The 23174-nt window shown below is 63.9% G+C and carries 31 protein-coding genes, 1 tRNA gene and 1 pseudogene; 20 read left to right on the top strand and 13 right to left on the bottom strand.

Going from position 1 to position 23174, the window contains the following annotated elements:
* Positions 1-76: 76 nt before the first annotated feature.
* A complete protein-coding gene (locus NZL82_RS13850) occupies positions 77-946 on the bottom strand; it encodes a peptidylprolyl isomerase (protein WP_261270338.1) in 870 nt (289 codons plus the stop codon).
* Positions 947-1041: 95 nt separating this feature from the next.
* Here NZL82_RS13850 and NZL82_RS13855 point away from each other — a divergent pair.
* The 3 genes from NZL82_RS13855 to NZL82_RS13865 all read left to right on the top strand — a co-directional run bounded on the left by NZL82_RS13855 (position 1042) and on the right by NZL82_RS13865 (position 3403).
* Positions 1042-1132: transfer RNA gene (locus NZL82_RS13855), tRNA-Ser, on the top strand.
* A 156-nt stretch (positions 1133-1288) separates the two neighbouring features.
* Complete coding sequence (locus NZL82_RS13860; RefSeq protein WP_261270339.1) at positions 1289-2593, top strand: phage integrase central domain-containing protein; 1305 nt, start codon at positions 1289-1291, stop codon at positions 2591-2593.
* A 123-nt stretch (positions 2594-2716) separates the two neighbouring features.
* Complete coding sequence (locus NZL82_RS13865) at positions 2717-3403, top strand: hypothetical protein (protein WP_261270340.1); 687 nt, start codon at positions 2717-2719, stop codon at positions 3401-3403.
* Here NZL82_RS13865 and NZL82_RS13870 read toward each other — a convergent pair.
* The 12 genes and pseudogenes from NZL82_RS13870 to NZL82_RS13925 form a co-directional block, all read right to left on the bottom strand.
* Positions 3400-4089 carry a hypothetical protein gene (locus tag NZL82_RS13870; RefSeq protein ID WP_261270341.1) on the bottom strand — a complete coding sequence of 230 codons (690 nt, stop codon included), beginning with the start codon at positions 4087-4089 and terminating at the stop codon, positions 3400-3402. The two genes, NZL82_RS13865 and NZL82_RS13870, sit on opposite strands and share 4 nt — an antisense overlap.
* A gap of 11 nt (positions 4090-4100) precedes the next feature.
* Complete coding sequence (locus NZL82_RS13875) at positions 4101-4304, bottom strand: AlpA family transcriptional regulator (protein ID WP_261270342.1); 204 nt, start codon at positions 4302-4304, stop codon at positions 4101-4103.
* A complete protein-coding gene (locus NZL82_RS13880; protein WP_261270343.1) occupies positions 4301-4507 on the bottom strand; it encodes a hypothetical protein in 207 nt (68 codons plus the stop codon). Before NZL82_RS13880 ends, NZL82_RS13875 begins: the two co-directional genes overlap by 4 nt.
* A complete protein-coding gene (locus tag NZL82_RS13885) occupies positions 4504-4788 on the bottom strand; it encodes a hypothetical protein (RefSeq protein WP_261270344.1) in 285 nt (94 codons plus the stop codon). Before NZL82_RS13885 ends, NZL82_RS13880 begins: the two co-directional genes overlap by 4 nt.
* Positions 4785-5015 (bottom strand): hypothetical protein, encoded by a 231-nt coding sequence (locus NZL82_RS13890; protein ID WP_261270345.1) that lies wholly within the window; start codon positions 5013-5015, stop codon positions 4785-4787. Before NZL82_RS13890 ends, NZL82_RS13885 begins: the two co-directional genes overlap by 4 nt.
* Positions 5012-5893, bottom strand: a complete 882-nt coding sequence (locus NZL82_RS13895; protein ID WP_261270346.1) for a hypothetical protein — start codon at positions 5891-5893, stop codon at positions 5012-5014. Before NZL82_RS13895 ends, NZL82_RS13890 begins: the two co-directional genes overlap by 4 nt.
* An 83-nt stretch (positions 5894-5976) precedes the next feature.
* Positions 5977-6471 (bottom strand): hypothetical protein, encoded by a 495-nt coding sequence (locus tag NZL82_RS13900; protein ID WP_261270347.1) that lies wholly within the window; start codon positions 6469-6471, stop codon positions 5977-5979.
* 17 nt (positions 6472-6488) lie between these two features.
* A pseudogene (locus NZL82_RS13905) lies at positions 6489-7670 on the bottom strand (ATP-binding protein); the annotation flags it as partial.
* Positions 7670-8740 carry a DUF6551 family protein gene (locus tag NZL82_RS13910; protein ID WP_261270348.1) on the bottom strand — a complete coding sequence of 357 codons (1071 nt, stop codon included), beginning with the start codon at positions 8738-8740 and terminating at the stop codon, positions 7670-7672. The pseudogene NZL82_RS13905 and the gene NZL82_RS13910, both read right to left, overlap by 1 nt.
* A 68-nt stretch (positions 8741-8808) precedes the next feature.
* Complete coding sequence (locus NZL82_RS13915) at positions 8809-9201, bottom strand: hypothetical protein (RefSeq protein WP_261270349.1); 393 nt, start codon at positions 9199-9201, stop codon at positions 8809-8811.
* Positions 9202-9384: 183 nt separating this feature from the next.
* Entirely contained in the window at positions 9385-9984 is a 600-nt protein-coding gene (locus NZL82_RS13920) for a LexA family transcriptional regulator (RefSeq protein WP_261270350.1), read from the bottom strand.
* Between the two features lie 144 nt (positions 9985-10128).
* Positions 10129-10278 carry a hypothetical protein gene (locus tag NZL82_RS13925; protein WP_261270351.1) on the bottom strand — a complete coding sequence of 50 codons (150 nt, stop codon included), beginning with the start codon at positions 10276-10278 and terminating at the stop codon, positions 10129-10131.
* Positions 10279-10295: 17 nt separating this feature from the next.
* Between NZL82_RS13925 and NZL82_RS13930 the strand changes: the two genes are divergently transcribed.
* The 17 genes from NZL82_RS13930 (at position 10296) to NZL82_RS14010 (ending at position 23125) form a co-directional block, all read left to right on the top strand.
* Positions 10296-11321, top strand: a complete 1026-nt coding sequence (locus NZL82_RS13930; RefSeq protein ID WP_261270352.1) for a CHC2 zinc finger domain-containing protein — start codon at positions 10296-10298, stop codon at positions 11319-11321.
* Positions 11318-12763, top strand: a complete 1446-nt coding sequence (locus NZL82_RS13935) for a DnaB-like helicase C-terminal domain-containing protein (protein WP_261270353.1) — start codon at positions 11318-11320, stop codon at positions 12761-12763. Before NZL82_RS13930 ends, NZL82_RS13935 begins: the two co-directional genes overlap by 4 nt.
* Positions 12763-13602 (top strand): hypothetical protein, encoded by an 840-nt coding sequence (locus NZL82_RS13940; RefSeq protein WP_261270354.1) that lies wholly within the window; start codon positions 12763-12765, stop codon positions 13600-13602. Before NZL82_RS13935 ends, NZL82_RS13940 begins: the two co-directional genes overlap by 1 nt.
* Complete coding sequence (locus tag NZL82_RS13945) at positions 13599-13787, top strand: hypothetical protein (protein ID WP_261270355.1); 189 nt, start codon at positions 13599-13601, stop codon at positions 13785-13787. The genes NZL82_RS13940 and NZL82_RS13945 overlap by 4 nt, the downstream gene beginning before the upstream one ends.
* Positions 13777-14430: a transcription termination/antitermination protein NusG gene (locus NZL82_RS13950; RefSeq protein ID WP_261270356.1), complete on the top strand. Its 654-nt coding sequence runs from the start codon at positions 13777-13779 to the stop codon at positions 14428-14430. Before NZL82_RS13945 ends, NZL82_RS13950 begins: the two co-directional genes overlap by 11 nt.
* Before the next feature lie 111 nt (positions 14431-14541).
* Positions 14542-14880, top strand: a complete 339-nt coding sequence (locus NZL82_RS13955; protein WP_261270357.1) for an HNH endonuclease — start codon at positions 14542-14544, stop codon at positions 14878-14880.
* Complete coding sequence (locus NZL82_RS13960; protein WP_261270358.1) at positions 14862-15095, top strand: hypothetical protein; 234 nt, start codon at positions 14862-14864, stop codon at positions 15093-15095. The genes NZL82_RS13955 and NZL82_RS13960 overlap by 19 nt, the downstream gene beginning before the upstream one ends.
* A 186-nt stretch (positions 15096-15281) precedes the next feature.
* Positions 15282-15710, top strand: a complete 429-nt coding sequence (locus NZL82_RS13965; RefSeq protein ID WP_261270359.1) for a P27 family phage terminase small subunit — start codon at positions 15282-15284, stop codon at positions 15708-15710.
* Complete coding sequence (locus tag NZL82_RS13970) at positions 15703-17520, top strand: terminase large subunit (protein WP_261270360.1); 1818 nt, start codon at positions 15703-15705, stop codon at positions 17518-17520. The genes NZL82_RS13965 and NZL82_RS13970 overlap by 8 nt, the downstream gene beginning before the upstream one ends.
* A gap of 16 nt (positions 17521-17536) precedes the next feature.
* Complete coding sequence (locus tag NZL82_RS13975; RefSeq protein WP_261270361.1) at positions 17537-18826, top strand: phage portal protein; 1290 nt, start codon at positions 17537-17539, stop codon at positions 18824-18826.
* A complete protein-coding gene (locus tag NZL82_RS13980; protein WP_261270362.1) occupies positions 18819-19679 on the top strand; it encodes a head maturation protease, ClpP-related in 861 nt (286 codons plus the stop codon). Before NZL82_RS13975 ends, NZL82_RS13980 begins: the two co-directional genes overlap by 8 nt.
* Before the next feature lie 22 nt (positions 19680-19701).
* Positions 19702-20964: a phage major capsid protein gene (locus NZL82_RS13985; protein ID WP_261270363.1), complete on the top strand. Its 1263-nt coding sequence runs from the start codon at positions 19702-19704 to the stop codon at positions 20962-20964.
* Between the two features lie 81 nt (positions 20965-21045).
* Positions 21046-21306 carry a hypothetical protein gene (locus NZL82_RS13990; protein ID WP_261270364.1) on the top strand — a complete coding sequence of 87 codons (261 nt, stop codon included), beginning with the start codon at positions 21046-21048 and terminating at the stop codon, positions 21304-21306.
* Positions 21307-21341: 35 nt separating this feature from the next.
* Positions 21342-21869: a phage head-tail connector protein gene (locus NZL82_RS13995; protein WP_261270365.1), complete on the top strand. Its 528-nt coding sequence runs from the start codon at positions 21342-21344 to the stop codon at positions 21867-21869.
* The gene (locus NZL82_RS14000; RefSeq protein ID WP_261270366.1) at positions 21866-22237 is read left to right on the top strand and encodes a head-tail adaptor protein; all 372 of its coding nucleotides are present in this window, start codon (positions 21866-21868) and stop codon (positions 22235-22237) included. Before NZL82_RS13995 ends, NZL82_RS14000 begins: the two co-directional genes overlap by 4 nt.
* On the top strand, positions 22234-22737 hold the full coding sequence (locus NZL82_RS14005) for a hypothetical protein (RefSeq protein WP_261270367.1): 504 nt from the start codon (positions 22234-22236) through the stop codon (positions 22735-22737). The genes NZL82_RS14000 and NZL82_RS14005 overlap by 4 nt, the downstream gene beginning before the upstream one ends.
* Positions 22730-23125, top strand: coding sequence for a DUF3168 domain-containing protein (locus tag NZL82_RS14010; protein WP_261270368.1), 396 nt, complete (start codon positions 22730-22732; stop codon positions 23123-23125). Before NZL82_RS14005 ends, NZL82_RS14010 begins: the two co-directional genes overlap by 8 nt.
* Positions 23126-23174: the final 49 nt, after the last annotated feature.

The following is a 23174-nucleotide window of genomic DNA, read 5'->3' on the forward strand; positions in this document are numbered from 1 at the left end:
TGGGGCCGCTTCGCGGTAAGCGGCCCCATTTCGCCCATGGGCCTTCTGGCCACACCCAACGCTCAAACCAAACCGATCAAGGCGCCTTTCGAACCGGCGGCAATGCCGCACAAATATCCACACCCCCGGCCGGCACGGTGAAGAAGTCGTTCTTCCGATTCTCCCGTCCCTTGATCCAGGCGGCGAAGCGAGGGGACGCCGTCTCGCGATACTGATAATGCGGCCGCTCGGCGGCGGGCAATTCGCTCGCCAGCCGCGCCGACACGATCGGCAGACGCTGCCCCTCTTCCTTGTAGAAACCCAGATCCCCCGTGCCGCGCGGCAGGGTGGACAGCGCCTCCATCCCATCGATCACGCGCCCCGCGACCGCGATATTACGGTCCAGCCCGCGCGGCGAATGGCCGATGATCGTGTAAAGCTCCGCCCCCGTCCCGGTGCTGGGCGCCAGATCGCGCGCGACGCCGACCATGCCATAGCAATGCGGTATCCATTCGGACGAAGCATCCCCTGCCAACGGCCAGCCATCCCGGCTATAGCCCGCCCAGGCGGCATAGGGATCGGGCTTGCTCAACCGCGCCACCGCGCTGTTGCCGGCGCGGACATATTCCGCCGGCGGATTGGCGACGATACCGGGCGGCAGCGGCTTCTTCTCGGTCGCATCGCCCCATTGGGCCACATAGTTTTCCTGCACGCGATAGACGCTGGTCTCCGCATCCCACCAATGCGCCCGCGCCAATGCGCGGATATTGGCGACATGCACCGGCGCCTGGGCGACAGCGAGCCGTACCGTCACCATCTTGCCGTTCGACAGGGTGAAGATCAGCACCTCGTCATCGGGAACCGCGATCCAGTCGCCGGGCAGGGGATCGCCCGGTGGCGCGGCGGCCGGGGCGGGAGCGGGCGAGGCCTGCGCAAACAGCGCGGCGAGCAGAAGCGCGATCGTCATGGCGGAACAGACTGCCTCACCCGCTTCCCCCACGCAATCGCTTGCGCGCCGGGCAGAAGCGCATTAGGGGCCCGTGCTCCAGGCATGATTTCAGCGGAGCGGTGGCCGAGTGGTCGAAGGCGCTCGCCTGGAAAGTGAGTATACGGCAAAACCGTATCGAGGGTTCGAATCCCTCCCGCTCCGCCAATTTCCCAAATCATTCAAACGCGATTAGGCCCGCAAGGGCTGATTTTCCGTGCGTTTTCGGCTATGGGTTCTCCCAATCGAACCCGTTTTGTTCCCGCCAAGCGCGGGGGTATCGGGGGCATAATGTGGGGTATCGACTGAAAGGGTCGGGGTACGATGCTGACAGATACGGCGGTCAAGAAGGCGGTGGCGCGCGACAAGCCCTATAAGATGGCGGATGCAGGCGGCCTGTTCCTGTATGTCGCACCGTCCGGGCTCAAGTCGTGGCGAATGAAATTCCGCTTCGACGGCAAGGAAAAGCTACTGACGTTCGGGCCATACCCCGACATGAAGTTGTCGGAGGCGCGCGAGCGGCGCGACGCTGCCCGGCGACAAATCCGCGACCATATTGACCCGTCGGGCGCACGGAAGCGCGCCCAGGAAGCGCGCGAGCAAGAGCGGATGGAGGAAGCCCGCCAGATCACGTTCGAACAGGCGGCGCGGGCATGGCACGAAATGCAGAAGGGGCGGTGGGCCCCGGTCCATGCCGAGGACGTGATTACCAGCCTTGAGCGCGACGTGTTCCCCTCCATCGGAGGCAAAGCCCTATCGGCGATTGACGCGCCGACCGTGTTGAAGGTGCTTCGCGCGGTCGAGGATCGCGGCGCAATCGAAACGGCGCGGCGGCTGCGCCAGCGCATTTCTGGCGTGTACGCGCTCTATATCTCCGAAGGCGTCGTGACGCTCGATCCGGCGGCGGCGGTGTCCAAGGCGCTCAAGCCGCTGCCGAAAAAGGGGCGGCAGCCCGCTCTGACCGACGTGTCAGAGGCGCGGCAGGTGCTGATTGCTGCCGAATCGTCCGGGGCGTCGCCGGTGACGAAGCTGGCATCCCGGCTGTTGGCATTGACCCAATCCCGGCCGGGTATGATCCGTGGGGCCGAATGGTCGGAGTTCGAGGGGATCGATTGGGCTGGGCAGCGCTACGGCCCCGACCTGGCCCTGTGGCGTGTACCGGCGGCGCGCATGAAACTGGTGATGGACCTCAAGGGCGAGGAAGAGTTCGAGCACCTCATCCCGCTTTCCTGGCAGGCGGTGGACGTGCTGCGCGCGGCGCATCGTCTGACCGGGCGCGGACGGCTGGTATTCCCCGGCCAGCGGCATAGTCACCGACCGCTCAGCGAAAACGCGCTCGGATACCTCTACAACCGCGTTGGCTTCCACGGGCGGCACGTCCCGCACGGCTGGCGGTCGTCATTCTCGACCACGATGAATAGCTTGGCCGTCCGGCATAAGCGCGTCGGCGACGAGGCGGTTATCGAGTTGATGCTGGCGCACGTTCCCGAGAACAAGGTCAAGGCCGCATACGATCGCGCTGGGCACATGGAGCGGCGGCGCGAACTGTCGCAGGAATGGTCCGACCTGCTGATGGATGGGATGGTACGCGCGAACGACTTGCTGGAGGGGCCGCGACGCGGCGGGTGACGGGGACAGGGTATCGCGACCGCGATGCCCGTATGGCCGTCATTCACATTAGCATATAATCTTGCGCACGATATTGCAATTTCATGCGTAGATCATAGATATTGTGCGCAAGGAGAACGTATCATGGCATTCCGCGCAGATGAAGCCGCAGCCGATCGGTTAGCGAAAACGAAAAATTATCTGATCCCCCGCACTTTGCCGGTGGATGTCCGCGCCCGCTCCGAAGAGGTGTTTGCCGATATTGTTGAGCAGTGCGGACCAGCAGTTGACGACTATCCAAGCTGGCACCCACTAGTGAGCGGGCACGAACAGAGGCATCCATGCACTACCCCTGGGAAATTTCAGGGCTATGTCGGCTTAGATCATACCCGATATTTCACGCATGGATTTGTCACCTGTCCATATGGGGATGGGCAGGATGTCATCGATTCCGTCGAACAGTTAAGCCGTAAGCTGGTCCATGACTTCAAAGTTCCAGCTTACGTCACGGCGGAGGCACTCGACTGCAAGTTTTATAACGAGAGTACGACGGCGATCCTCGTACGCTGCGAGTGGAATTATGAGCTCGAAGAAAATCACACGATCCCGAAGCGGGTCGCGGTGGCGCTGATGATGGAGCGTGAGTTGCCCAGTTGGCGGTTTGCCGAGGTTGGAGAGACCTGGGAGACGATGCACCCCTACTTCCTCGGCTCGCCTCATGGAAAGCGATCGTCGCTCTTCGTCACCCAGGATACCGCTCTAGCTATGAAGAAGGTTTACGCGGCTATGAACGATGCGGGCGTTTTTGGCCCCATGTACGATCGGACTTAACGCAGGCTGGCGTGCATCCCGCCAGATGCAATCAATGCCTTGTGCGCGGCTGATCCCGCCCATGTCGGCGGGATCACCGTGCCGGGTATCGCACGGCACATCCGCACCATCCGATGAACGTCCGCAAGATAGCCCTCCAGTCGCTCCATCTTGAGGCCCATGACCGATTTCGACCCTCGGATGTCGGACGCCTGCAACACGTCAACTGGCGTTTCTGAAACCCACCACATGTCTGGATTGTCGCCAACATCCCGCGCGCTTTCGTTCAGTTCTCGCCCCTCGCCCGTGTGGTAACCGGGATGGCTGGGCCATGGCACGACGGGGATGTCTGACGTGCGGAACCCTAGGGCCATCCTGTTCATGACCAGCGCGGCGGCTGCATCCGGTCCAAGATCCATCTTCTTCGCTTCGCCGGTCTCGCGATCGGTGGTGTACAAGTCGAAATGCTGGAGGCACTTCGGCACGTTGATGTCGGAAGTGAACCACGCCAGCGCGGGGAAATCCTGCATTGGCCTGCGGAACCCGGCATCGGTGAATATCTCTCCGAAGGCGGGGTGCAGAACCCCCTTGGACCGCCCCTCAAGGTCGATCACACCCGACATCCATATCAGGTTCGTCCGAAGGATGCTGGTATGGTGCCACACCATGTTCGCCTGCGCTGCGCGCCGCTGCTTTGCCTCACCCATTTCCGCGCCCCTTAGGCTACTGCCCGCCAACCCATGGGGTTGGCGATCCATTCATTTATATCGGTTTCGTACCACGCGACCAGTCCGGCGCTGATGGGCGTCGATGGCGGGAAGGTGCCCGCCGCGATCCGGCGATAGATGGTCGTGCTGGATAGCTTCGTGCGCGCTTTCACGTCGCGAATGCGCAGCAGGTTATCACGACTGCGGTCGGTCATGAACGGCGGCTCCTGTGTGTTGCGGGTCCGACGGTCGCCACCTCTTGGCAGATGACGAAGGTGGAGCCGGGGTTTGCCTTGGCGAGGCGGAGGGCTTCGGTTTCGGCCTGGCCGAACCGATCGTGACGGATCGTTCGACGCTGGTTGACCGCTCGGACCGTGTAGCGCCCCGCGATGGGCAACACGTCGATAGGATGGGTCATTGCCGAGCACCTCCGGGTGCGCAGAAGTTCGTGCGGATATTGTCCGCGTTCATCGTGCCTAGGTCGGCAATCAGCGTTGCAGCAAGGTCGGGCGGCATTCTCGTGACGAGGACGCTGGCCGCAGCCTGCACCAAGACCTGAGCAGCGAGGATGTAGCCGGGGCCGACTTGAGCCATAGCTTCGGCGGCGAGCGATCCAGCAAGATCATTCCGCTGATCGTCCGTCGTCCGCGTTGCGAGACCGGACGAAATGTCAAAATTCGGGTTCTTGGGTTTCATCATAGCGGCACCTCGTTGCGGGACTGCCAGTCGCGGCAGAATCGTTCGGCATAGGTTCTTGGGAAAAGGCTGCCTGGGGCCCCTGTGGGGGTCAGAAAGGGCCATGGTGGGCGGGCGTGGCAGGTGCCAATATTGCTATCGACCGGGGTGTTCTCCGACCCGGTGGCGTTGATGTTGCCGTTCGGGTGCCACCACATGCAGTTGCGGCATTGCTCGCTGCGCTCGGTCATATTGAATACGCCTTCCGCACGAAGCCGTGGCCGCTGACGATGGTGGAGTTCACCCACGTCGTTCGATTGCCGGGCAGCCGCCTGATATGGCCGCGCCGCAGATGCGCCCGCCGCTCGCCCGCTGTGCTGCCATCGCCGCCGCCGATGCCGCCAAAGGCTTCGCCACCGCCAAGTTCGAGAACATGGAAATCCTTGAGGGGCAATTTGCCCGCTTTCAGGCGCTGGCGGTTAAGCGCGGGCGGCGCGTCGTGCCGTTTGAAGCCGACGTTCGCGCAGGACAGGGCGTAGCAGAGGTCCGTATAGGCGTTCACCTCGTCCATGTTGTCGGCCGCGAACAGGTCGGTCGTGGCAGCCGGTCCCGCAGTCGCGATCGTGGCTCCGATCACCTCGGGCAGGATCGGTACGATTGACATCTGCATTGCGGCCCCATCGAGAACCGGCCGCTTGATCCTGCCAGACGCTCGCATGGCATCGCGGAACGGCGATGAGGGCAAATCACGCCGCCATTCGGCATCGTAGGAAAGGTGCATTGCCGCCGAGATCGGCAACCATGCCTGATCCTTGTCATAAAAGGCGATCGACAGCACGACGACGCCGGGGCCCAGGTCACGGCCAGCATTCCAGCTTTGCAGGATCGGAGGCAGATCGTCCGACCATTCCCACGCAAGCGCAATGCGCCGAGAGCATTTGGCGGCGGTATAGTAACCCTCATCCCAATCGACCGGGTTCGCTTCGAATTCGAGCGCGACGACGGGGAAGGGTGGCTTGAAGACGAGCGCGGGCACCTCCGGGCGCGGCTTGTCGCGCTCCAGTAGCTGACCGGAGTTGCCCAAGACGAACACCTGCGCCTGCCGCAGCTTGTCGGCGACATAGCGCATCCCTTGAGCGCTGCCCGGCGCACCGGGGCACGGATAGTTGGCGAGAGCCTCTATCGCCTTCACGGTATAGTTGAGCGCCTGGGTCATGCCGCGCACCTCACCGGTTTGGCGGCGCGTGCCTGCTGGTTGCGCTCGCGCTCGGCGAGCTGGTCCGGGGTGAGATAGCGAAGATAGTTCTTCGCACCGCCCTTGTGCATCCCGAGGGCTCGGTCCACGTCGCAGAACCGTTGGCCTTGCGTCAGCATCTCGACTGCGACCCGGCGGCGCTCCAGCATCACGACAGTTCCGGCGCGGGTCTGCCCAGGCAGGCAGTCGGCGGGCCAGCTTTTGGCGCGGCTGTCGGCGCATCCATAGGGATGAAACCGATCCTTGCCGCATCCGCATTGCGGGTGCGTCCCGTTCAGCTTCATCAGTGCGAGAAATGGTGCCGATGCGCGGCGCACGACGTCGAGGTGGACGCTCAAGATGGAGGCGATGTCACGAAGGCTGTCGGCCGTCGGCAACAATTCGACCATCAGGGCAAGCTTTTCGGGCGTCATGACGCGGGTTTCGGTGGTGGTGGTGTCTGGGTGGCTCATCCCACGATCCTCAAGGCAGGAGGGGCCTTCGCCCCGTCGTCTTCGTCCTCGTCGGCGAGCATCAGGGACTGCATGGCTTCGGCGGTCAGGTTCGGAAGCGGGGTCAGCCCCTTTTCCGGCCCGGCCTTGCCCTGGGTCATGACGCTGCCGACCTTCACCTTTTGCGGCCGCCGGGCGATGGCTGGTCCGAGCCCGAGAAACTCGCCGCGGTTCAGGTTGCGAATGTCCTCAGCCTGGGCACGGGGAAGCCCGAGCAGATCGGCGGCGCGCGCAATGTCGATGTCGAGGAAGGTCCGTCCGAGCAGGAAGTTCGACGCCTCCGCCGCCACGTTCTTGTGCAGCTTCGACAGGCGCTGCGTCGCGATGATGCCCGCCAACCCGCGCTTGCGCCCGCGACACATGAGGTTCGCGACCGCCTGCTGGCTGGTCTTCCGCGTCTCCTTGTCCTCGCCATTGTCGCCGGTCGGCGCGAAGAGGTGCGCCTCATCGATCGCGACGAGGATCGGGTGCCAGTGCTCAGGCGGCGCATCGAACAAGCCGTTCAGGAGCGCCGACACGGCATCCATCTGCTGCTCGATTTCCATCCCTTCGAGGCTCAGCACGACCGATCCGCGCAGATGGCGGGCCTTCGTGGCGATGCTCAGGATGCGGCTTGCCGTGTAATCCTTGGCCTGCACCACGGTATGGCCGAACGCCTCGCCGAAGCTGACGAAGTCGCCCTCCGGGTCGATGATGACCTGTTGAACAATCCCGGCGCATTCTTCGAGCAGGCGGCGCAACAGGTGGCTCTTGCCGCTGCCGCTGTTGCCTTGGATCAGGAGCCGTGTGGTCAGCAGTTCTTCGAGATCCACGAACACCGGCTTGTCGAGATGCAGGCCGATTTCGAGGGCATTGTCTCCGGTCGGCTGAACCGGGGCGACATAGTCGACCTGGGCCTGTTCGGGCGTAATCAGCCCCGGCACCGCTGCCGAGGGAGCCGGGCGCCGCACCGGCGGCGAATAGCTTTCCTCGGCGGCGCGTGCCTTCGCTTCGGCGGAGAGGTTTTCGGGCAAGCCCTCGTCCTTCCGCCACGCAATGATGTTGTTGACCGAGGTGTGGTTTGCGTCAGCAATCTCGCGGTCGGTCTGCCCGGCCGCGTGAAGCGCCTGGGCCAGCATCTTCTGCATCGGCCCGAAAAACGATGTATGTTGGTGCAGCATTATTCTGCCTCCGCTTCGGCATAGGCGGCAGCGAGTGCCTTAAGCATCGATTCCGCCCGCTCCTGTCCGCTTTCGGCCCCCTCGACGGCTTCCTTCCAACCGGGGATGCCGACTTCGGCGAGAACCGTTTCCATCAGCGTCACGTCGATCGGCGTGCCTTCCTTCGCGCGCTGCTGGAGGATGGCGCACAGGCCCTCGAAAACCGCGCCGACGCCCGTCAGCACGAGCCCTTCGAAGGCTCGTCCGATCATGCCCAGGGCCATTTCGACCGTCGCCGCGCCCTGATTGTGCAAAGCGCGCTGAATCGCGGTCACGAAAACGACCTCGCCGGGCTTCCAATATTGCCATGCCTGGATGCGCCCGACGGTCAGCCCCGCCGCTTCGACCACCGTGTTGACCGCGACCGCCTTCGCGTCGCCAGCGATCACCGCCGCGTGGAAATCGTCCAGCTTGCTCATCGCCCGGCGGCTCCGGTTCGCCTGAACGAACAACTCCGCCTCCGCGCGTGGATCATCGAAATCAAACACGACCACCGGCAGGTCGCGAATGTCGCCGCGCAGCTTCGCCGCTTCGAGACGGTGCTGACCATCGATCACGTAGAGGCTGCCGTCGCGCCGCGACACGATCAGCGGCAGGCAAAGCCGCCAATCCCAATTCTCGGCAATCTTGACGATCAGCTTCTGCGACGCGCCACCTTCGATCGATCGTTGATAACTGTCATCGACCTGCAGGTGATTGACCAAGGCGAACTGCGGGGCGGGTGGTGAGCCGATCATGGCTTTCAGGCGCAGCGGCTTGTCGCCCGCGACCTTCGCGATTGGCGCGTGCCGCAACGTGGCGTTTTCGACGCGCTTGCGTTCGCGGGCCGCTTCCGTGCTTTGCGCCAGCGTGGCAACGACCTGATTGTCATCACCGGCGACGGCGGCAAGTTTATCCTGAACCATCTTCGGCGGACAGGCGAACACCCGCTCGCCACATTCGAAGACGGCAAACCCCGGTTCGACCCGAACGGTGCCGTCAGAGGCGGCAATGTCGAAGCTGCCATCTGCGGCCAGGTCGGCCGTCGTCATCCGCTCAACGACCCAGTCAGGGGCTTCCGCGCCTGCGACGCAAATCCAGATTTTCGAAGGCGTCGCCATCACGCCCCCCGGTTCTGGTCGGCGACGAGCGCTGTTACTTCGGCCACCGCCAGCGGCCCGGCCAGATGCAGCAGGGCTGCAAGCGCCTTGATTGCGCCGCTCTGCTCATCGGCATTGGACAGGGAAAATCCGGCATCGTGGATCGGAACAGCGGTCAGCCGGTCCACAAACGGACCGTAGGTCACCAGCTTGCCGTCTTCCGCCACAGCCGCGTTGCCACGGCAGGCCTGCCACAAAGTGACCCACGCCTCTGCCATGCTGTCGTCGCGGCCCGCTGCAATTGCGGCGGCGGCAGCCATGCTGCCCGGACGATTAGGGAAACGAGGTGGCTTTGCCTGGGCAAAGTTCGTCTGTTCGCGCCCGGATGGTGCGCGTGATGCTTCGGCGGCCATGAGCCAACCTCCCTACATGTGTGATGCAGGTGGATCGGCGGAGGCTGGCCCCAATCTGGCGGCTCAGCGCGTCTTTCCTATCCTGCCCGTATCAGGGTTGCGGCCCTAAGGCGCTCGTCTGATGGGCAAGAATTATCCCGAGCGGATAATTGGCGCAAGCCTCAAAATGTACAGACAGGAAATTTAGAGGCGCATAACCGCGCCCGTCGCCCGGCCGACGACCGTGAAAGGGTGGGTTCCCAAGCGAATCGCCTGATGGGTCGGGTTGGTTGAGCATGGTTCCAGCCGGGCCGGGTCGGAGCGGTAACGCTTTAGCGTGGTCTCGCCTTCGCCGTTCATGACGGCATAGACGCCGCCCTCGCGCAAATCGCGATCATGCGGATTGATGACGACGAAGCCGTCATCCGGCACAATTTTATTCATGCTGTCGCCAGCGGCGCGAAGGGCAAAGGCGTCCTTTGGTGCATTAACGACGTCGATCATGTCGCCATCTGCATCTTCAATCGCCTGTTGCCAATTACCAGCGGCGATCGCCCCAATAACTGGGATGCGCGATACGTCCGCATGGGGCATCCGCTCGGCGACGAGTTCGCTACGGTCGACCTCCAAGGCGGCGGCCAAGCGCTCGATCCATTCCAGGGTCAGCGGGCGCTGCGAGGTTTCCAGCTTCTGGATGTTGCTGGTCGTCGTCCCCGCGCGTTCGGCAACCTCGCGCAGTGTGAGGCCTTTGGCTTTACGCGCCGAGCGCAGTCGGGAGGCGGCGATTGTCGGCAATGTGCCCATGGGGAAGTCCTTTCGCCGTCGCTGTATCCGTAGCGGATACAGTGACGCAATTATTTTTCCTGTCCCCCTCTGGACCAAATTGTCCGCACAGGATAATTTTGGGACATGCAGCTTCGAGAATGGTTGGCTGAGACCAACACCCCCTTAGCCGCATTCGCTGGCCGGATCGGCGTTGCGAATGCCAGTGTCGTTGCGCGGTATGCAAATGGCCGCGTTCCCCGACAGCCGCAGGTGCGCGAAGCGATCGTGCGAGAAACCGAAGGCCGCGTTTCGCTGGCTGAAGTCTTCGGTCATGCCAAGGCAGAAGGTTAATGCGCGGCGGGCGGCGCGGAGCCCAGCGCTCCCCCGAACGCGAGGCCGAGTTTCGGCGGATCGTTGAGGACACCAAGCAGCGCTACAATCTGACTGACATCGTAGCCCGGACCCGCAAGCTGGTGCGCGGGTCGAAAGGCGAGCGGATGGCCCTTTGCGCATTTCATAACGAGCGCAGTCCATCGATGCAGATCAGCGACGCGAAGGGCGTGTTCTATTGTCACGGCTGCGGCGCGACCGGCGACCTGATCCAATATGTCATGCAGGTCGAGCGGTGCAGCTTCGTGGAAGCCTTGCGATGGCTCGGCGCGGCGGAACTCCCTGCGGTTGATCCGGCCCAGCGCGCCAAGGCCGCCGAAGAGGATGAGGCATTGCGGCTCGCGGCCATTGCCGACGCGCAACTCATTTGGGATCGGTCTATCGATCCGACCGGAACCCCTGCCGAACGGTATCTGCGGGACGTGCGTGGCATCACCATGCCGTTGCCGCCATCCGTGCGTTTCGGCGTCGTGCCGACGGGCCGGGACGATGATGGACGCTGGAAGCGTCCTTATCCCGCCGTCGTCTTCGCCGTGCGCAACCGTGCGAGCGAGATCGTCGGTGTTCAGCGGGTGTTCGTGACCGATGACGGATCGGCCAAGCGCTGGGGCAAGGCGTCGAAGTTGAGCCTTGGCCGACCCCGTGGTTCTGTGGTCATCCTCTCCGGCGGCGCGCCTGGCGAATGGGTGGTGACCGAGGGGCCGGAGGATGGGCTTTCCCTCGCGCAGGAAATGCCCGGTCGGACGGTCGCGGTTGCCTTGGGCACCGCCATGATGCCGGTTATCGACTATCCTCCGACCATCCGGCTGGTGACCATCGCTGGTCAGAATGACGCTCCTGGCCGCGCCGCCGTCGAAAAGGCGAGAGCCGCGCTCTTGGAACGCGGCCTTGCTGTCCGCCTCATGTTCCCGGCCGATGGCTTCAAGGATTTCAACGACCATCTGCTCGGTAAACGCGCGGACGCCCCGGCGGCGGTGCGGTCATGAGCGGCATGTTCGAAGAAGAGCTATCGGCGGCGGAGGGAATAGCCCTCGTCAACCTCGATGCCGAAATTGGGCTGCTGGGCGACCTCATCAACGACAATCGTCTGGTCGACCAAGTGGCCGATCGTCTGCGGGGGCGCGACTTTTCGGTGCCGCTCTACGGCCAGATTTTCGAACGGATCGTGGAACAGGCGGCGGGTGGCGCATCGGTCAACGCCGTCACCCTTGCCCCGTTCTTCACCAACGATCCGACCTGGCCGCGCGCCTATTCCGTGCTGTCGGCAGCGGCGCTCAACGCTGGGCCGCGCGCTCGGTCCAAAGCCTATTTCGATCAGATTTTGCTCTTGTCGAATCGGCGGCGCATGGTGGCCGGGTTGCAGGATGTCATTGTGTCGGCCCGCGACCTGTCCGTGCCGAAAGAGGAACTGGTCGCCAACGCTGACGAGGCGGTGGCCGAAATGGCGGAACAGGTCGCCAATGCCCAGGCGCCGGTTGGCACCTACGCGCAGGGCGTTATCGACAGCTTCGGCAAGCCGATCGTCGGCGTCCGCTGCGGTATCATAGGATCGCTTGATGAGGCGGTGGGCACCTTGCGGCCTGCAAACTTCGTCGTGGTCGGCGGGCGTCCGGGCATGGGTAAAACCAGCCTCGTCACGTCCTATTCAATCGGTGCCGCGCTACAGGGTCACGGCGTTCTCATATTCTCGTTGGAAATGAGCGCCGACGAACTGACCCGGCGGATGCTGGCCGACATGACGTTCAGCCCGAGCGGGGGCGTGCCATATGAGCATATCCGCGACGGGACCGTGCGTCAGCACGATATGGCGGCGGTTCTCAAGGCGAAGCATCGCTTTGACGAGCTGCCAATCGAGATCAACGAGACCTCGGGCCTGACGCTCGCTCGCCTGATCCGGCAGACACGGAGCCATAAGCGCCGCCTCGCCGCTCAGGGCGGTAAACTTGAACTGGTCGTGGTCGATTACCTTCAACTCATGGCCCACAGCCGCAAGGGCATGTCGCTGTATGAACATGCCACCGAGATCAGTTCGGGATTGAAATCCTTCGCCAAGGAAGAGGGGCTCGTCGTCATGGCCGTGGCGCAGTTGAGCCGCGACCTTGAACGGCGGCCCGACAAGCGGCCTATCCCGTCCGACCTGCGCGATAGCGGCCAGATCGAGCAGGACGCCGACGTAATCCTCTTCGTCTATCGCGAGGAAGAATATCTGCGCCGTGAGGAACCCGCCGACCAGTTCGGCAACAAATACGAGGAATGGCGCACGAACATGAATGCCGTGCGCAACAAGATTGAGTTCCTCGTCCCCAAGCGCCGCAGCGGCCCCACGGGGAAGGCAATGGGCTGGTTCTTCGGGGCCAATTCGGCCGTCCGGGGCAGCGATTTCTACAGTCAATCATACTGCCCACCGGGCGGTCGGGAGAATGGATAATGGCACGGATACGGTCGATTCATCCGGGTCTGTGGACCGACGAAGCATTCGTCTCCCTGACCCTCCAAGCGCGCCTGTTGTACTTGGGCCTGTTGAACGAATGCGACGATATGGGATCCTTCGAATGGTCGCCCATTAAGCTCAAGATGCGCCTTCTGCCCGCCGACACTGCGGACGCCGCCGAACTGCTGGCCGAATTGCAGACGCACGGCCAGGTCATGGCCTATGAGGTCGGCGAAAAGCGGTACGGCGCGGTACGGAATTTCTGCCAGTATCAGCGCCCCAAAAAGGCCACGTCAGTCTATCCCCAGCCGGAAGCGGTGGGGAAGTGGGTGAACACCGAGGCCCGTTCAACTCGCGACGGTGGGGGAACCGGCGGCGCTAAAAAGGGTGCTAGTGGGGAAGCTGGTACAGGTTCAACCAAGGGCAAAGGGGAAGCGGTGGGGAAGCGGTTACCCACCGATGGGGAAAAGTCTCGCCAGAGGAAGGAGGGAGGAGGTAATACGCTTACTGACGTAAGCGGCGCTGGCGCGCCGAAACCCGATCCGAAAAAGGCCCTTTTCGACGCAGGGCTGGCCCTGCTGATGGAGGCCGGGAATTCCCGCAAGCAGGCTGGGGGTCTCATATCCCGGTGGATACGAGACCATGGGGAGGACTGGACCAATGCGGCCATCCTGAGCGCTGCCGGCAAGGCGGACCCTGTCGCGTGGATCGAGGGGCGGAAAAACGCCAAGGTGTCGGTTGAGGACGAGGCGGCGGCAATCAGCCGCGCGACTGCCGATCGCTACCGGCGCATGGACATGCCCGGCCCGCCGCCGGGCGTGCTGGAACCCATATGAAACCGGAAGGATACCCGCTGCCGTGGTGCGACGAGGTCGACGCGCCGTACTGGCACCTCAACCTGCTTTTCTGCAGCAACCGGGATTGGGCCCGCTGGCAGCGCGACAGATCGGTGGGCGAGGTCATCCCCGTGCTGCGGTGGGTGCTCAACCTGCCCGCGCCGGGGGTGTCTCATGGGGCGTGACGACATGGCGCAGGCGCGAATGAAGAGCGAGGGATTGGGGCGGGACATGAGCAATATCAAACTGACGGACGGCAAGGCGACGAGGTGGTTCATTCTCCGAACGTCGGGCCCGTCGACCATGCGCCTGGCCGCGTCGTTGCAAGACGCCGCTATCGAGGCCTGGACGCCGACCGAGCATATCCGCCGCCGGGTGCCGCGCAGCAAAAACACCGAGTTTCGGATCGTGCCGTTAGCGCCGACCTATGTGTTCGTTCGTGGGGATCGGCTTGACGAAATGCAGAGGATCGAGCGCGCCGAGGTCACGCCGCATCCGGCCTTCTCCATTTTCCGGCATTGCGGAAAGACGGTGTTCGTCAGACATTCGAACCTGCATCCAATGCGGCTGATCGAGCAGGACAGCTACCGGCGTTCCCTGCCTGCCTCGGGCCGTCGGCCGATGAAGAAGCGCGGCGAGCGATACGAGGTTGGCGATGCGGTGAAGCTGACGATGGGGGCGTTCGCGGGGTTCGAGGCGTTCATTGAAAGCAGCGACGGGCTGGTGACGACGCTCAAGGTTGGGATATTCGGGCGACCGACCGAAGTGAAGGTGCCGACTTTACAACTTCGGGAAGCGAGCGTATCTGTCGCAAATACCGCTGCTTGAGCAGCCTGCGACGAGCGTGACCGGCTGGCGCTATTGCCTTACTGCCCTCGTCCCCACCGCAAGGGCGCACGCGCTCCAAGCGTTGTCCAGCGGTATGGAAGAACCCCGATCATGACGAACCGCAAAGCGTGGCACCGCACCGGCGAGGATAAACGCGTTCGTGGCAGGGCCGGGCAGGTAGCCCGCGCCCGCCGCTTGGCCCGGACCTATGGCCTGTGCGAACGCTGCCTGGAGAAAGAGCGCAGCGTCATAGCGACCGTCGTGAACCACAAGATACCGCTTGCCCATGGCGGGCCAGACACCGACGAGAACACCGAGAACCTCTGCAAGCGGCACGACGACGAGGCGACGGCGGCGCAGTTCGGCAAGGCCCAGCCGATCGAGGGGAAGGGCGTGGGTGCCGATGGTCGGCCGACCAGCCCGGATCATCCTTGGAACAGGGCGCGATGAGCGAGACAGTTGAACTGCTCGGCGGCCCTATGGACGGCCAGCGCATAGCCATCCGGCATGGCGACACCATCCGCATGATGCGGATGCCGCCCGGCCCGCTTCTGCTGTCGGATGGACCGCCATCGCCGCCGCCCGAGCCCATCGAATACCGGCGCAGCGCCCGGAACCGTTCGCGGTTCATCTTCCACCCGACGCACCGCGACGGGATTGATTAACCCTCTGATTTGGCACGGTTCTTGCCATTCAGGCCGGGCGGGGGTGTGTTGCCAAAGCGCCACACCCCACCCCCCGGTCAAAAGTCTGGAGCCGACGGGGCTGGACACCGCACCGACCCTCCGTGCGCGCCGAGAGCAATTTTTTAGGGGGGAGGGTTTCGGTGCCCGGCCCCGTGGAGGCCGAGCATGGCTGAAATCGTCGGACTGCCAGGCGGCGATGGCGTTCCGCCCGAGCCCAATTGGCGCACCATCTTCGGTCGCGCGCCTGATCGCGAGGCCGCCGCCTCCTATTGGCGCAGCATCATCAGCGAGTTGCGCACCGCCGAAAAGCTGGCTGTCGCCAACGCGCATTCCATCAAGCGTCTCGTCGTCGCCTATGTCACCTATGACATCAGCGCGCGCGAAGTGCTGAAAATGGGCCCGGTCATCAAGGCGAAGAAGACCGGCGTCCCGACCTACAACCCATGGTGGACGACGATGTCGAACGCCGACAGCCAGGCGGCGGCGCTGGAAAAAGCGCTCTGCATCACGCCGCGCGAGCGGGGCGCGGGCGCGAAGGTTCAGCGGGCGACCAAGCGCCAGACCGGCGGCGGATACCTGAAGAACCGTGGCTAACCGCTTCCTGTCGGACCCCGATCCGACAACGGTTTGGGCGAAAGCGGCGGTCGACGGCAAGCTGTTCACCTGTGGCGACCTCGTCCGCTATGCCGCCGAGCGCCATCTGCGGGACATTCGCGACGGCGAGAAGCGCGGGATATACTGGCGGCCTGATGCCGCCGCGCATTTCCTCAACTTCCTGCCGTCGGTTTTTCAGGTCACGGACGGGCCCGCGCAGGGACAGCCCTTCCACCCCCTCGAATACCATACGTTCGTCGGGGGATCGTTGTTCGGCTGGCGCACCGCCACCGATCGCTGGCGGTTTCGTACCGGCTGGCTGGAAACCGGCAAGGGCCAGGCGAAGTCACCGCTCATGGGCGCGATCGGCGTCTATATCATGGGCTGGTGCGACATCATGCGCGCCCAATGCTATGCGATCGGCGAGGACAAGGCGACCGCGAACGTCCTGTTCCGCGATGCCGTCGCGATGTGCCGCGCCGACATTCCCGATGCCGAGGAAGAGGGTGAAAGCCTTGAGCGCCTGGGCGAGGTCATCATTCGCGGCGAGTTGGAGAACGCGTGGAAGATCGAGCATCCCGACAGCGGCTCGTTTTTCATGCCCATCGCCAGCGGCGAATCCCAATCGGGTCCGCGCCCATCCTATGTCGCGGGCGACGAGATCCACGAACTGAAATCGGAATCGGCGCTGCTGACGTGGAAGGCGGCGATCGACAAGATGGCGGGCAACGCCTTGATGCTGCTCGGGACCAATACGCCGTCCCGCGCGACCCAGCATGTCGGAACCGCTTGGTCCGACATGTACCAGTCGATTGTGAAGGGTGAGGCGAAGGACGACACCGCGTTCGCCTTCATTGCCCGCATCGACAAGGGTGACCGGGAAACGATTTTCGAGAACGAGCGCGCCTGGCAGAAGTCGCTGCCCGCGCTTGGCGAGACGTTCCCGATCGAGAACATTCGCGAGACGGTCAATTCGGCCAAGCTTCGGCCTTCGACCAAGTCGAGCACGAAGCGCCTGTATTTCGGCATCGACAGCGCCGCCGCCGATTTCTGGATCAGCGAAGAGAAGTGGCTGGCGGTGCAGGGTCTGGTCGATGCCCGCGCCATGCGCGGCCGGAAGTCGTGGCTGTCGCTCGACCTCGCGCAGAAGAACGATTTGACCGCGCTTTCGCAGGCATGGGAACTGCCCGACGATTCGGTTGCCGTGAAGACGTGGTATTGGACCACGAAAGAAGGGCTGGAAGAGCGGGCCGACGCCGACAAGGCCCCCTATCTGGATTGGGTCGAGGGCGGACACCTGACCGCCACCCCAGGCGCGACGATCGATTACACCTTCGTCGCTGCAAAGGTGCAGGAACAGATTGCGGACCACGATGTCGAGGCATTGGTGGTCGACCCCGCGTTCCTCACCTCGTTCACCGATGCGTGCGACCAGATCGGGTTGGACTGGTGGCTTTGGAAGGGCCCCGACAAGCCCACCGGGCGCGGCCTGAAAATCGTGAAGCACGCGCAGGGTCAGAAGATCATGTTCGAAGGCGAGCAGCTTTGTATGCCGCATTCGATCACGCGCACCGAAGACCACATCCTCGACGGCAATCTGCTCGTGGACGATTCTCCGGTCACCTATTCGTGCGCAGCCAATGCCACGATCGAGGCCGACGGCATCGGCAACCGCATGTTCAACAAGAAGAAGTCGCGCGGCCGGATCGACGGCATGGTCACCATTGCGATGGCCGTCGGCGCAGCCACGGCGGCGGCGAAGCCCAAGAAGAAATCGGTCTACGCATCGCGCGGCGTGCGCCGGGTTTAAGGAGGGCATATGTCCCATGTCGCCTGACGATTACCGCGCCCGCGCTGGTGGTCGCCGATCCTATGCACCCCGGTTTCATGCCGGGCCGAACCTGTCCGGCCCTATCGTCGCCTATGAGACCTATGGCCTGAACGACCCGGCGTTGGTCGAGATGATGCGCGGCAGCGGCGGCCGGGTCGGCGTCGCGGGCATCGGCGTCACCGACAAGATGGCGCTCCGCAACAGCACGTTCTTTCGCGCCGTGTCCCTGATCGCGGGCAGCATGGGCATGTTGCCCACGCACCTGATGCGCCTGATGCCCGACGGCACCCGCCAGAAGGCGAAGGATCACCCGCTCTACAACGTGCTCCACCGCAAGGCCAACGACTACCAGACGGCGAGCCAGTTCAAGAGCTACATGCAGACCTGCGCGTTGCTGGACGGCAACGCCTATGCCCTCAAGGTGAAGTCGCGCGGCGCTGTTCGGCAGTTGATCCCGCTGCCCCGTCGCCGCGTGAAGCCGCAGCTTTCCGACACCTTCGACCTGTCGTTTCGGTATGATCGCGAGAAGGGCGGCCCGGTCACCCTGTCGAAAGACGATGTCTTTCACTTCCGCGCGCCCGTGTCGCTTGATGGGCTGACCGGCGTATCGCTGCTCGACATCGCGGCCGACACGCTGGGCATGTCGCACCGCGCGCTACAGGCGGCGGGCCGCGTCATGTCGAAGGGCACGATGGTTCGTGGCGCGCTCGAAACCGACCAGCAACTGGGCGACGAGGCGTTCCAGCGGCTGCGCGACAGCCTCCGCGACCATTACACGGGGCCGGATGCCGACGAAGATTTCCTGATCCTTGAAGAAGGGTTGAAGGCGAAGGTGCTGACCGGCACCACCAAGGATAACCAGCTCGTGGAATTGCGACGCCTGGAGGCCGAAGAGGTCAGCCGGTTCACCGGCGCGCCGCGCCCGCTGCTCATGTTCGATGAGACCAGTTGGGGCAGCGGCATCCAGCAGCTTGGCCTGTTCTTCGTCACCTATTGCCTGCTGCAATGGTTCGTAATTTGGGAAGAGGCCATCTGGTTCGGGCTGCTGAACCCGACCGAGCAGGAAACCATGTACGCCAAGTTCAACGACGGCGCGCTGCTGCGCGGGTCGCTTAAGGAACAGGCCGAGTTTCTCAAGGCGGCTTTGGGGCCGAACACCGGCTTTTTCACGCCGAACGAGGCCCGCGAATACATGGAAAAGAACCCGCTTCCCGGCGGCGATGACCTTCCGCGTGCTGGCACGACCGCCGCGACGATCCAGGAGGATGAAAATGCGGATGCGTAACGGTCTGTTCGCAGTGAGCGCCGCGCGCCCCCCGGCCATGCCGGACCTGGGCAGCGGGAACGAATGGCAGTTCGAAACCCAGGCGCTCGACCCCGGCTTTGCGGCCTTCGAGGTGAAGGCGCTGGCGTCCGACAAGCCGACCATTTCGATTTTCGACCGGATCGGGGCCGATTATGACGGCAACGGCGTCACCGCTTCGCGGGTCGCGGCGGCGCTCCGCTCGATCGGCAACAAGGCGGCGACGGTCGAAATCAATTCGCCCGGCGGCAACTATTTCGAAGGCGTCGCCATCTACAACCTCCTTCGCCGTCACCCGCAGGCGATCGACGTTCAGATTTTGGGCATCGCCGCGTCGGCCGCCTCGATCATCGCCATGGCGGGCGACACCATCGCCATCGCTCATAATGCCGAGATCATGATCCATCAGGCGCAGGGCGTGTTTTTCGGCAATGCCGACGACATGGAGGGAGCCATCCCGATCCTGCGCAAGCTCGATAGCGCCATGGTGGATGTCTATGCCGCGCGAACCGGCAAGGGTGCTGACGAACTGCTCGAAATGATGCGGGCGGAAACGTACATCGGCGGAGCGGAAGCCGTGAAGGCAGGCTTTGCCGACAGCGTCATGGAGCGGGAAGCCCAGATGCCGGTCTATGCGAGCGCCGACTCGCCGAAGGACAAGGCGAGCCTTGATAAGTTTCTCGCGACGAAGGGAGTGTCGCGTTCCGAGCGGCGCGACCTTTACCGCGCGATGGGGATGAGCACGCCTCGCGCTGCTGATCCTGACCCTGCCACGCCTCGCGCTGGCGATGAACCGGAGGCGATGTCTCGCCTCCTCCAGGCCATGACGGTCTAACCCCCACATAGGAAAAGCACCCATGTTCATGCAGAACACCGTGCGGACGGCTGGTCCGCGCGCTCGGGGTCTCATCGCCGTGCGCGCCGAGGCTCCGCCTACCATCGATGCGCTCGCGCGCGGCTTCGAGGCGTTCAAGGAGACGCACACCCGCCAGCTTGAGGAGATCAAGAAGGGCGTGGCCGATGTCGTCACCGCCGAGCAACTGGAGAAGATCAACGCCGCCCTGACCGAACTTCAAACGGCGGTGGACGATCAGGCCAAGATTCAGGCCGCTGCCAAACTGGGCAACGGTGGCGTGATCGGCGACATCCAGGCCGACCCCGAATATACCGCCGCGTTCAAGGCGCATATGCGCAAGGGCGAAAAGGCTCCTGCCGACATCGAAGCGGCGATGAGCCGGGGCACCGATGCCGATGGGGGCTATCTCGCGCCGATCGAGTGGGATCGCACCATCGGCGAGAAGCTGAAGCTCATCAGCCCGATGCGCGCCGAGAGCCGTATCATCACGATCAGCGTCGCGGGCTTCAAGAAGTATTTCGGTGACCGCAACGTCGGCTCGGGCTGGGTCGGTGAGACGGCCAGCCGCCCGGCGACCACGACGCCGCAGATCGGCGTCCTCGATTTCACCCCCGGCGAGCTCTATGCGAACCCGGCCATCACGCAGCAGTTGCTGGACGATGCCGCCGTGGACCTCGAAAAGTGGCTGGGCAGCGAAGTCGACACCGAATTTGCCCGTCAGGAAGGCATCGGCTTCACCTCGGGCGACGGTGTGAACAAGCCTTACGGCGTTCTCACCTATGTCGAGGGTGCTGCCAACGCCGCGCGCCATCCCTATGGCGCGATCAAGGTGAAGAACAGCGGCGCGGCGGCGGCGCTGACCGGGGACGGCATTCTCGACCTCATGTATGACCTGCCGTCGCAGTACGCTGCGAACGCCAAGTTCCACATGAACCGCCTGTCGATGGGCGCGGCTCGCAAGCTGAAGGATGGGCAGGGCAACTATCTGTGGCAGCCGTCCTACGCCTCGGGCCAGCCGCAGACCCTGGCGGGCGCGCCGATCGTGGAGCATCCCGACTTCCCGCTGATCGCGGCGGGCAACATCGCGGCGCTCTACGGCGACATGGAGGCGACCTATCTCGTCGTTGATCGTGTCGGCATCCGTGTCCTTCGCGATCCCTTCACGAACAAGCCGTTCGTGCACTTCTACACCACGAAGCGCGTCGGTGGCGGCGTGCACGATCCGCAGCCGATGCGGGCGCTCAAGGTCGCCGCAAACTCGTAACCTCTGCCGGGCCGGTCATGAACCGGCCCGGTTCTTCGAAGTCGTGGTGCGCCACGGTTTCGATGAACCAAGGAGAGCCCCATGGACACGACCAACCAGAACAACGTCGCACCCGCGACCGAAATCGACACCTCGGGCGCGCCCCAGCAGATCGTTCCCGATGTCGATATGGAGCACCCCGCCGTCGACAATGACCCGCGCGCGGGGACCACGACCGAACAGAACCGCATCGACTTCAACGACCCGACGATTTCGGGTTCGGATCAGGTCGCCATCAACCTGGGCATGAAGACCGAGGAAGAGGCTGCCAAAGAGGCGAAGCGCGCCGCGAAGAAGGGCTGACGCCCTCCCAGCCCCTCCAGCGAGCGAGGTGAATTATGGACATCGTCTCGCTGGAGGATGCCCGGCGGCAGTTGCGGCTGGGCTCCGACACCTCGCGCGATGACGAATTGCGCGGGTGGATCGCGGACGCGACCGGGTTTATCGAGGATTACACCGGCCACACCCTGTCGCTCCGCAATGTGACGCAGACCTTCACCGGCTTCGACACCATGGCTTTGCGGGCTTGGCCCGTTGCCGCGTCGGCCGTGCCGGTCGTCACCTATGCCGACCAGGCGGGACAGGCTGTCGCGGTTCCGGCGGCGCGCATCGATGTGTCACGACGCCCGGTACGTGCTGTGCCGAAAATCGGCACACGATGGCCTTCGGTGGCAGCGGGAACGACCGTCACCGTCACCGTGGCGGCCGGATATGCCAGCGCCGACGACGTGCCGCGCAATTTCCGTCGCGCCGCGCTGCTGCTCATCGGCGCATATGACGCGGACCGCGAAGGCGGGGAGATCATGGCTGAGGCGGAGAAGCGCGCGCGCAGCCTCTGTTCGAACAAGCGGGCCCGATCGCTATGAGCGTAGGCAAGGGGCTTTCCAGCCGCCTCCGCGAAACGGTGCGGATCATGATGCCCGATCAGGAGCCCAACGGCCAAGGTGGACGCAGGCCCGCCGCCGGGACCGAAGGATGGAAGGTGCTCGACACCGTGGCGGCCGAAATCATCGCCCTTCGCGGCAATGAGGCCATGCGGAACAGCGTCGAGCGCGCCGTTCAGATGTGGAAGGTCACCATTCGCGACCGCCCAGACATTCGGATGTTCTATCGCCTCGTCTGGACGAAAACCGGGACGGTCATGGACATCACGTCCGCCGCCCCCGACCCGGAAACCCCCGGCGCGTTGGTGATGACCGGCGAAAGCGGCATTGTCGGGAGAAACAGGCGATGAGCAAGCTTAAGGGGGCCCGTGCCACCCGCTCGCTGTTGCGTCGCCTCCCTGACGAATCGCAAACCGAGATTATCGGCGCGTTCGAGCGGGGTGGACCACGCTTGCGGGCAGCGATCCAAGCCCGCGCCAAGCGAAAGACCGGGACACTGGCGGCGGGGGTCAAGTACCGCATCTACCCCAAGACGCTGCGGATGCAGGTCGGCCTTCTTGGCACCAAGCGGGGCCGGGCGAAGCTGTTTTACGGCTTCGTGCTGGATAAGGGCCGCAAGGCGCAGGTGGTTACCGTGCAGCGGCGGCGCGTCGGCTCGGGCAAAGTGTTGTCGCGCGGGCGCAAGCGGGCTCAGGACATCGTTTCGACCTATCGCCTGCGCGTGAAGGCGCTGGCCGCCGACCGTTTCGTGACAGGGCGCTATCCCGACCTTCGCCGCGTGATCGGCGATGAAGTCCGCACGCTCTTCGATCGCGCATTGCGCCGAGTGGCAGGGGGTCTGCGTGATTGATGCGAAATCGGCGGTCAAACAGACCGTCTATGCCGAATTGTCCCCAGCATTCACTGCGAATGAGGCAGGCGTCTTCGAGGATGTACCGGAGGATGAGGATTTCCCGCTCATCATCTTGGGCGACATCGAAAGCGTGCCGTTCGGACGCCATGACGACCCGGACCGGCGGGTAACCCTGACCCTCATTACCCTGACCGAGGGCGATGAAAGCGCACCCTGTATCGCGTTGCAGGCCAAGGCCGAAGGGCTGCTGGCCGACAAGTCTTTTGAGATCGAGGGTTGGGTGCTGCACGTCTCGCTGGGCAGCAGCGACGCCGCGCTGACCGAAGACGGCACCGGATACCTCGGCACCTCGATCATCAACGTCCTCGCCTTCCGCGACGACTGACCCTTTCCACCACCTCCGCCCCGCCTCGCCAGCGGGACTTTTTCAAGGA

This window comes from Sphingomonas sp. LC-1, assembly GCF_025371035.1.
GTDB lineage: Bacteria > Pseudomonadota > Alphaproteobacteria > Sphingomonadales > Sphingomonadaceae > Sphingomonas > Sphingomonas sanguinis_E.

Excerpts from the sequence above, each read along its gene's own strand:
- NZL82_RS13850 (WP_261270338.1), bottom strand. The coding sequence starts at position 946 with ATGACGATCGCGCTTCTGCTCGCCGCGCTGTTTGCGCAGGCCTCGCCC.
- NZL82_RS13860 (WP_261270339.1), top strand. The coding sequence starts at position 1,289 with ATGCTGACAGATACGGCGGTCAAGAAGGCGGTGGCGCGCGACAAGCCC.
- NZL82_RS13865 (WP_261270340.1), top strand. The coding sequence starts at position 2,717 with ATGGCATTCCGCGCAGATGAAGCCGCAGCCGATCGGTTAGCGAAAACG.
- NZL82_RS13870 (WP_261270341.1), bottom strand. The coding sequence starts at position 4,089 with ATGGGTGAGGCAAAGCAGCGGCGCGCAGCGCAGGCGAACATGGTGTGG.
- NZL82_RS13875 (WP_261270342.1), bottom strand. The coding sequence starts at position 4,304 with ATGACCGACCGCAGTCGTGATAACCTGCTGCGCATTCGCGACGTGAAA.
- NZL82_RS13880 (WP_261270343.1), bottom strand. The coding sequence starts at position 4,507 with ATGACCCATCCTATCGACGTGTTGCCCATCGCGGGGCGCTACACGGTC.
- NZL82_RS13885 (WP_261270344.1), bottom strand. The coding sequence starts at position 4,788 with ATGATGAAACCCAAGAACCCGAATTTTGACATTTCGTCCGGTCTCGCA.
- NZL82_RS13890 (WP_261270345.1), bottom strand. The coding sequence starts at position 5,015 with ATGACCGAGCGCAGCGAGCAATGCCGCAACTGCATGTGGTGGCACCCG.
- NZL82_RS13895 (WP_261270346.1), bottom strand. The coding sequence starts at position 5,893 with ATGCGCTATGTCGCCGACAAGCTGCGGCAGGCGCAGGTGTTCGTCTTG.
- NZL82_RS13900 (WP_261270347.1), bottom strand. The coding sequence starts at position 6,471 with ATGAGCCACCCAGACACCACCACCACCGAAACCCGCGTCATGACGCCC.
- NZL82_RS13910 (WP_261270348.1), bottom strand. The coding sequence starts at position 8,740 with ATGACGACGGCCGACCTGGCCGCAGATGGCAGCTTCGACATTGCCGCC.
- NZL82_RS13915 (WP_261270349.1), bottom strand. The coding sequence starts at position 9,201 with ATGGCCGCCGAAGCATCACGCGCACCATCCGGGCGCGAACAGACGAAC.
- NZL82_RS13920 (WP_261270350.1), bottom strand. The coding sequence starts at position 9,984 with ATGGGCACATTGCCGACAATCGCCGCCTCCCGACTGCGCTCGGCGCGT.
- NZL82_RS13925 (WP_261270351.1), bottom strand. The coding sequence starts at position 10,278 with ATGACCGAAGACTTCAGCCAGCGAAACGCGGCCTTCGGTTTCTCGCAC.
- NZL82_RS13930 (WP_261270352.1), top strand. The coding sequence starts at position 10,296 with ATGCGCGGCGGGCGGCGCGGAGCCCAGCGCTCCCCCGAACGCGAGGCC.
- NZL82_RS13935 (WP_261270353.1), top strand. The coding sequence starts at position 11,318 with ATGAGCGGCATGTTCGAAGAAGAGCTATCGGCGGCGGAGGGAATAGCC.
- NZL82_RS13940 (WP_261270354.1), top strand. The coding sequence starts at position 12,763 with ATGGCACGGATACGGTCGATTCATCCGGGTCTGTGGACCGACGAAGCA.
- NZL82_RS13945 (WP_261270355.1), top strand. The coding sequence starts at position 13,599 with ATGAAACCGGAAGGATACCCGCTGCCGTGGTGCGACGAGGTCGACGCG.
- NZL82_RS13950 (WP_261270356.1), top strand. The coding sequence starts at position 13,777 with ATGGGGCGTGACGACATGGCGCAGGCGCGAATGAAGAGCGAGGGATTG.
- NZL82_RS13955 (WP_261270357.1), top strand. The coding sequence starts at position 14,542 with ATGACGAACCGCAAAGCGTGGCACCGCACCGGCGAGGATAAACGCGTT.
- NZL82_RS13965 (WP_261270359.1), top strand. The coding sequence starts at position 15,282 with ATGGCTGAAATCGTCGGACTGCCAGGCGGCGATGGCGTTCCGCCCGAG.
- NZL82_RS13975 (WP_261270361.1), top strand. The coding sequence starts at position 17,537 with ATGTCGCCTGACGATTACCGCGCCCGCGCTGGTGGTCGCCGATCCTAT.
- NZL82_RS13980 (WP_261270362.1), top strand. The coding sequence starts at position 18,819 with ATGCGTAACGGTCTGTTCGCAGTGAGCGCCGCGCGCCCCCCGGCCATG.
- NZL82_RS13985 (WP_261270363.1), top strand. The coding sequence starts at position 19,702 with ATGTTCATGCAGAACACCGTGCGGACGGCTGGTCCGCGCGCTCGGGGT.
- NZL82_RS13990 (WP_261270364.1), top strand. The coding sequence starts at position 21,046 with ATGGACACGACCAACCAGAACAACGTCGCACCCGCGACCGAAATCGAC.
- NZL82_RS13995 (WP_261270365.1), top strand. The coding sequence starts at position 21,342 with ATGGACATCGTCTCGCTGGAGGATGCCCGGCGGCAGTTGCGGCTGGGC.
- NZL82_RS14000 (WP_261270366.1), top strand. The coding sequence starts at position 21,866 with ATGAGCGTAGGCAAGGGGCTTTCCAGCCGCCTCCGCGAAACGGTGCGG.
- NZL82_RS14005 (WP_261270367.1), top strand. The coding sequence starts at position 22,234 with ATGAGCAAGCTTAAGGGGGCCCGTGCCACCCGCTCGCTGTTGCGTCGC.